Genomic DNA, 6,739 nt, shown 5'->3' on the forward strand with positions numbered 1-6,739 from the left:
TTCGCCACGACCCCGGCGACTGTTCGAGTTTTGTCAGGGAGATTATGGTGGTGACCCTTGCTACGAAGCGGTCTTTTCTGACCAAGGTTGGGACGGTCTGCCACTTCTCTCAATATACAAGGTTGGGTTGAGCGAATCAATAGGTTAAGGAAAACCTCTCAATTCTCAGGAAAAGCGAAACCCAATAGCCAACACCTAAATCCGTCTGAATCTTTTTGTTGGGTTTCCTTGGGTCTATTGTTGGGTTTCCTTACGTCAACCCAATCGACGGGAATTGCTATGATACTATAGTTGGGTTTCCTTGGGTCAATCCAATCGACGATAATTCTATTCCTGTTAATAAAGGAGCAGAAGTTAAAATTATTCGTTATGTGGCTTAAAAATTAGCAGCCCATTTAAAAACCTTAACGGAGGAAAATTAATGATTAACTTAGAACAAATTCAAGAAGATCTTAACCAATTACCTGAAGAAGCACAAAACTTACTGATTGATTTTATTGAGTTATTAAAAAAACGCTATTCCTTGGCAAAAAAGCCAGAGATGGCAGCAAAAATAAACCCTGAAGATCAAAGTACCCTAGAGATTTTAAAAGAATCTGGATTAATCGGTTGTATTAGTGCAGAATCCGACCTTTCTACTAATTATAAATCTGTTCTCAAAGAAGGATTAAAAGCTAAATATGATCATCGTTGATACCGGATTCTGGGTGGCTTTATTTAACAATAAAGATCAATATCATCTAATAGCACAGCAAACCTTAGCACAGTATTCTTCTCAACCACTAATTACAACTTGGTGTGTTTTAACAGAAAGTTGTCATCTTCTTTTACAACGTTCTCCAAATCTCTATACAGGAGTTGAAAAACAAATAAAATTAATGAACGTATTTGAGAGACATCCCCAAAAATTTCTATTATTCCACCTTGAAAATACTCATCTAGAAAGAATTCAAGACCTTATGAAACAATATCAAAGTCTGCCAATGGACTTAGCCGATGCCTCCCTAGTTATCTTAGCAGAAGAGTTAGGAAATGGACGTATCTTATCAATTGATAATCGAGATTTTAATACCTATCGCTGGAAAAATAAAAAACCCTTTATTAATCTTTTTCCAAATTTCTAGTCCCTAGCTTGGGTTGAGCGAATAAATATGTTAAAGAAAACCTCTCAATTCTCAGGGAAAAGCGAAACCCAACAGCCAACACCTAAATCTGTCTGAATCTTTTTGTTGGGTTTTTTTTACGTCAACCCAACCGACGGTAATTGCTATGATTACTAGGTTCGGTAGAGCCGATTTTTTTTTAGCATTTAACATTTAAGCACCCAATCTTCCTTCTAAAATGCCAATGATGGACAAATCCTCATCTAAGGTTTCCCAATGTAATCCCGTGCCATCACAAATTAACTCAACCTCTGCTAATTGTTCAAAGGTTGCTTTTGATAAGCGTTTATTTTTATAAGCAGGAAAACGAATTTCTCTATCGTCTTCTAAACGAATACAAATCCATTTATCTTCAACCCAAACTTTTTGAGCTTTTACTATGCTTTCATGTACCAAATACATCGTGCCATTTCCTCCGTATTATTTCTATATTTTCTGTAATGATAACTTCAGCCCGAACAATTTCTTTGGTTTTTAGACCTTTAGCATAATCCAATTCTAGCGGCTCTAGCCAAAATTTAGCATATCCGCCGCCCCGTCGAACGTGAACGTGCATGGGTTCATTGCCTTCTGGCATAGAAAAAGAAAACATAGCCTTCCAGTCTGAAAATTTCTGGCATGAAATGTAACGCACCATCAATTTTATAATATTCGGTGGGTTATGCTACAGTGCTTGTCATCTTGGTGCGATCACTGTTTTAGAGAACGAAAAGCGATCGCATCCTTTCCTAGGTTGGGTCATCGGAGCGAAACCCAACAGCCAACACCTAAATCCGTCTGAATCTTTTTTTTGGGTTTCCTTGGGTCTATTGTTGGGTTTCCTTGGGTCTATTGTTGGGTTTCCTTGGGTCTATTGTTGGGTTTCCTTACGTCTATCGGCTAGACAAGGAAAAAGCGATCGAGGATTTCCGACAAGCCGCCGAACTGTTCCGCCAGCAAGGGAACGCGCCAGCACGCGAAAAAGCCCTGCAATTCCTACGGCAATTAGGCGCGGTCTAGATACTCGATCGATTTTGAATCTCACCCCGAAAAAAGCGATCGATCTTACAGCAAGATTTCTAGCGCTAGGGTGAACCCCGGAACCACATCTTCCCCGCTTAAAATCGCGTTCTCGGGATAACAGGTAATCGTCCCGTCCTGACGGTAGACGAAAGCCTGTTTATTGTGGCGATCAATCAACCATCCTAACTTCACCCCGTTCTCCCGATACTCCTCCATTTTCCGCTTTAACTTGGATAAACTATCGGTTTTAGAACGGATCTCGATCACGAAATCCGGCGCGAGATCGAGAAATTCATCCTCCCTTTCCTGCCAACCGGACGGTAAACGTTCTCTCGCCACGAAAGCCACATCGGGAGAGCGTACCGCGCTATTGGCCAGTTTAAAACCGCCGCTAGAACTAAATACCTCTCCTAACCCGTTCTGTTCGACCCAGTAGAGCAGGCGAGCGCCGGCTTTCAGTTCTCGATTCGCTGAAATACTTCCGATCGGGGGCATAGTGACTAACGTTCCATCTGCATTGCGTTCAAAGCCTAATTCCGGGTTCTGACAACTGAGGCGAATTAATTCCGCATCAGTAATCGTCGGGGATTTGCTTACCATATTGCATCAAAAAAAACAAGTATTTTTCACTAAATGATAACAAAGCGATGCCGATTGCCGCGCTTTTTCCTTTTGTACCCGAAAGGAAAAAAAATTGATCGCCCTATCCTGCATATTCTCAAAAAAGCAACCGATGAATTAGGTAGAAGCTCAAATCACCCTCACCGAGGCACTACCCATGAAATCCTTTGCCCTTCTCACCACCGTCAGCCTAATCGGCCTCTCCACCCTCGCGACTGTTCGCCCCGTTATGGCCCTAGAAAGCCGACAACCAGCCGAAACCCGGATCGCTCAAGCGAACTACAAAGAAGCGATCGCCCACTTTAACCGGGGAATTAACTACATCCAACAGGAAAAATATGATCTCGCCCTCGCTCAATTCACCAGAGCGATCGAACTCGATCCGGACTATGCCGAAGCTTACCTCGGTCGGGGCATGATTTACACGATTCGCGAACAATGGCGACCGGCGTTTCAAGACCTGAACACCGCGATCCGACTAAACCCCCGCGCTGCCTACGCTTACCATTTCCGCGGATACGTCCATCTCGCATTTAACCAGAGACAAAATGCGATCGCCGATCTAACAACGGCCGCCGAATTATTTCGCCAGCAGGGAAACACAGAAATGTACAACAGCGCCATAGAAGCACTACGGCAGATAGGTGCGTAAGTTGCAAGGGAGAGCGATCGCTCTCCCCCTCTAAACTTTTGTGAAAAAAGCAACCTGAAGACTTAAAACTTGATCGCATAATTGGGAAAAAACCAACGATAACATCCTTGCAAGTATCCCCCGACTAAAGAGGAGTCAACCCGATGAAACCAATTACTTTCACCCTATCGGTGCTACTGGCCACCACTGGCCTACTGGTTCAACCCGGAGGCTTCCTGATGGAAAACATTCCACCCATCCTCGCGCAGGATCAGACCGCTTCTAGAGTCTATCAGAAAGCCAGCCCCGCCGTCGTCACCGTCAAAAATGGCAGCGGCCACGGTAGCGGCTTTCTGGTCAGTCCCGACGGTATCATCATTACCAACGCCCACGTTGTTGCGGACGGCCCCCGGGTGGTGACGGTGAAATTTTCCAACGGACAGCAGGCCTCGGCAGACGTGATCGGCTTCGCTAAAAATGGCGTGGATTTAGCCGTCCTGCGGATTTATAACCGCCAAAACCTGCCCTATCTTCCCCTCGCCCGTCCGAACTCCGCCAAAGTCGGCGAAAGCGTTTTCGCCATCGGCACACCCTTAAACGAGGACTATCAAAACACCCTCACCCAGGGCATTATCAGCCGTCTCGACCCCGAAAAAGGCATTGTGCAACACAACGCTAATATCAACAAAGGCAATTCCGGCGGGCCGCTTTTGAATTCACGGGGGGAAGTGGTGGGGGTTAACGTCGCAGGCGATATCGGGAGTTACGTTTACGACGGTGCGGGAAACCCGATCGGCCTTACCCAGAGCGGCATTAATTTCGCCGTTTCCCTCGATCGCCTGCAAGCTTTCCTCACCGCAGTTAAAACAGGCGATGTCTCCACCGTCTCAACATTAGGACAGCAAGAGCGGATACAGTTACTCGCCCTCCCTCTTAACGGTCAGACCATTCAAGGCAACTTGACCAAAGACCAAAACCAACAATATTACGGGTTCGAGGGTCGTGCCGGACAGAAAATCGTTCTGGATATGAACAGCAACGAGATCGCTCCCTATCTTGTCCTCTATCGCGTTCTCCAATCTTCCGAGGGGACAAAATACCCACAGGTCGCCCGTAGTGACCAGCGCGTCGATCGCGCCCCCGGGGATTTTAACGCTCGACTCGTAACCGAATTACCCGCCGATGGAGTTTATATCCTAGTGGCTACCTCTCGCGAAGGGGGTGAATCGGGTCGCTACACCCTCAACGCCGCCGCTAACCCTTAAATAATCCCATTTTGACCCTAATCACGATTCTAATCCCTATTTTCTGAGGAACTATCCCTATGAACTCTAGATATATTTCCCACCGTCTCGCTTGCGTCGGCCTCCTCGCCACTGTCCTCCTCGGTGGTATCGCCCCCGGTTTCAGCCAATCGACCACCCCGAATGGCGTCACCTTCTTCTGTAAAGAGGTGTTCGATCGCGCATCGGGAGGAAAAATCCCCGCTACCCTCGCTTGGATTCCCCAAAGGAGCGGCAATGTGCGGATTATCGGCTGGAAATCGGAATATTTCTCCAAACGTTCCCCGGTTCGTTGCGAGGAAGTCACGAAAAAATTCCAGGAAGCCTATAATCAAGGGCGTTTTAACTATCTCACCACCGGCCGGGCGAAGGGATACCCGATCATCTGCAGCGTTTCACGATCCGGCGATCCCTGCGATGGTAATAGCCAACTTTTTACCCTTAAACCCCACGATAATCCAGATTTAGTCTTGCAACAACTCATGGACATCCTAGAGGGGAAAAGCTCGGATATGCTCCTCCAGAATTCCGGAGATAAAACCTATATCTCGATGACGGAGTTTTTCGCCAAAGCACCACTCGCCGATCGCGACGCACCCTGTGGTACGAGATCTGCTGGCCCGCAAAATAATTGCGTTCCCACCCGCTAGAATTTTCGCTGTTTTACCCCGAATTTCCCCATAATAATCATGTTGAAACCCTTTCCCCTACTCCTAAGCCTCCTACTTCTGCCCGTCGTACCGGTTAAAGCGCTATCCCCTTTCTCTGCTCCGGCGATCGTGGCGGAAGACAGCCCAGACGCGCAGATCGAGCGATCGATCCGTCAAGTCACTGTTAAGATTACTAGCGAGATAAATCGGGGATCGGGAATCATTATCGGGAAAAAAGGCAGTATATATCTCGTTTTGACCAACGCTCACGTTACCCGTGGCGCGACCACCCTACAGATCCAAACCCACGACGGCCAAACCCGCACAGCCTCGATCGCGCCGAATTCCCTTTTAAAAGATAAGGATCTGGCCCTAGTGGAGTTTAGCGATACCCGGGATTATCCGATCGCTAAAATTCGCGCCATTTCCCCGGATGCGGAACTAGATATCACTGTAACCGGTTATTCCGCAGAAACGGGGCAGTACACCACCGATAACGGGAAAATTGAACAAACAAGCGATCGACCCCTCCAAGAGGGCTACAGCGTCGGTTATAGTGGCGATATCGTGCAGGGAATGAGTGGCGGTGGTATCTTTTTCGAGGATGAGTTAATCGGCATTAACGGGCGATCGGCCCATCCGATTCTCTCTAACTACATCTACGAGGACGGTACAAAACCCACAGACGCGGAAATCCAACAGATGAGAGCGGTTAACTGGGGCATTTCCCTTCATACCCTATTAACCTACATCCGTCCCGAAATCCTCAGCGCCTATAACCTACCCCTACCGCAGGTGAACCCCGATATAGAAACCACCGTCTATACTGGTTATATCGCCAAATTAGAAGCGAAAGCGAAGGGTTTCACCGTCCGGATTGATAGTAGCAGTACAGCCAATGGAAGTGGCGTAATTATCGCTAAAAAAGGCAATATTTACACGGTTTTAACCGCAGACCATGTATTATGTGAGAACAAGGAAGAAAGTCAAGATGCTGCAAGTGAACCTTGTCCCGATCACACCTACACCGTCGTCACCAGCGACGGCAAAACTCGAAACATCGAGAAAAGCACCATCATCCGGCAGGAAGGGGTAGATTTAGCAGTTTTTCAGTTTGAAAGCCTGGACAATTATCCCGTTGCGGAAATAGCGAATTATAACCCAAATACCAGGGATTTTGTTTTTGTTGCAGGCTTCCCCAAAATTGGCGACAATCCCTCGAAATGGTTGTTTAGTGGCGGTATAATTCTCGAGAAAGAACAGGGATTAATAGAAACCCGCCAAAGTGACTTAAGCACGCAACAAAGTGGAACATTACAAAGTGTTGCTTCTTTAACCGGAGGGTATGAATTAGTTTATACCAGCATCACTTATGGGGGCATGAGTGGC

At 46.8% G+C, this 6,739-nt stretch carries 10 protein-coding genes; 6 read left to right on the forward strand and 4 right to left on the reverse strand.

From position 1 onward, the window contains the following. The first annotated feature begins 421 nt into the window (after positions 1-421). Both MiAbW_RS18590 and MiAbW_RS18595 read left to right on the forward strand, forming a co-directional pair. Entirely contained in the window at positions 422-694 is a 273-nt protein-coding gene (locus MiAbW_RS18590; RefSeq protein ID WP_151697298.1) for a DUF2281 domain-containing protein, read from the forward strand. Beyond that, the gene (locus tag MiAbW_RS18595; protein WP_002761104.1) at positions 681-1,124 is read left to right on the forward strand and encodes a type II toxin-antitoxin system VapC family toxin; all 444 of its coding nucleotides are present in this window, start codon (positions 681-683) and stop codon (positions 1,122-1,124) included. Before MiAbW_RS18590 ends, MiAbW_RS18595 begins: the two co-directional genes overlap by 14 nt. Before the next feature lie 192 nt (positions 1,125-1,316). Here MiAbW_RS18595 and MiAbW_RS18600 read toward each other — a convergent pair whose 3' ends face one another. From MiAbW_RS18600 to MiAbW_RS18610, 4 genes are all read right to left on the reverse strand, one after another. Further along, a complete protein-coding gene (locus MiAbW_RS18600; protein WP_002785172.1) occupies positions 1,317-1,565 on the reverse strand; it encodes a DUF2442 domain-containing protein in 249 nt (82 codons plus the stop codon). Further along, entirely contained in the window at positions 1,549-1,740 is a 192-nt protein-coding gene (locus tag MiAbW_RS18605; RefSeq protein WP_238707346.1) for a DUF4160 domain-containing protein, read from the reverse strand. Before MiAbW_RS18605 ends, MiAbW_RS18600 begins: the two co-directional genes overlap by 17 nt. Positions 1,741-2,013: 273 nt before the next feature. Next, positions 2,014-2,187, reverse strand: coding sequence for a hypothetical protein (locus MiAbW_RS20300; RefSeq protein ID WP_155120266.1), 174 nt, complete (start codon positions 2,185-2,187; stop codon positions 2,014-2,016). 20 nt (positions 2,188-2,207) lie between these two features. Continuing rightward, complete coding sequence (locus MiAbW_RS18610) at positions 2,208-2,765, reverse strand: Uma2 family endonuclease (RefSeq protein ID WP_002763043.1); 558 nt, start codon at positions 2,763-2,765, stop codon at positions 2,208-2,210. A gap of 178 nt (positions 2,766-2,943) precedes the next feature. Between MiAbW_RS18610 and MiAbW_RS18615 the strand changes: the two genes are divergently transcribed. The 4 genes from MiAbW_RS18615 to MiAbW_RS18630 form a co-directional block, all read left to right on the forward strand. Continuing rightward, complete coding sequence (locus MiAbW_RS18615; protein ID WP_072924763.1) at positions 2,944-3,438, forward strand: tetratricopeptide repeat protein; 495 nt, start codon at positions 2,944-2,946, stop codon at positions 3,436-3,438. Between the two features lie 143 nt (positions 3,439-3,581). After that, positions 3,582-4,682: a S1C family serine protease gene (locus tag MiAbW_RS18620; RefSeq protein WP_151697299.1), complete on the forward strand. Its 1,101-nt coding sequence runs from the start codon at positions 3,582-3,584 to the stop codon at positions 4,680-4,682. A 59-nt stretch (positions 4,683-4,741) separates the two neighbouring features. Then, positions 4,742-5,350 carry a COP23 domain-containing protein gene (locus MiAbW_RS18625; RefSeq protein ID WP_002763038.1) on the forward strand — a complete coding sequence of 203 codons (609 nt, stop codon included), beginning with the start codon at positions 4,742-4,744 and terminating at the stop codon, positions 5,348-5,350. 39 nt (positions 5,351-5,389) lie between these two features. Continuing rightward, the coding region (locus MiAbW_RS18630; protein WP_172967399.1) for a S1 family peptidase at positions 5,390-6,739 on the forward strand (1,350 nt) is incomplete at its 3' end.

This window comes from Microcystis aeruginosa NIES-4325, assembly GCF_008974145.1.
GTDB classification, from domain to species: Bacteria; Cyanobacteriota; Cyanobacteriia; order Cyanobacteriales; family Microcystaceae; genus Microcystis; species Microcystis aeruginosa_G.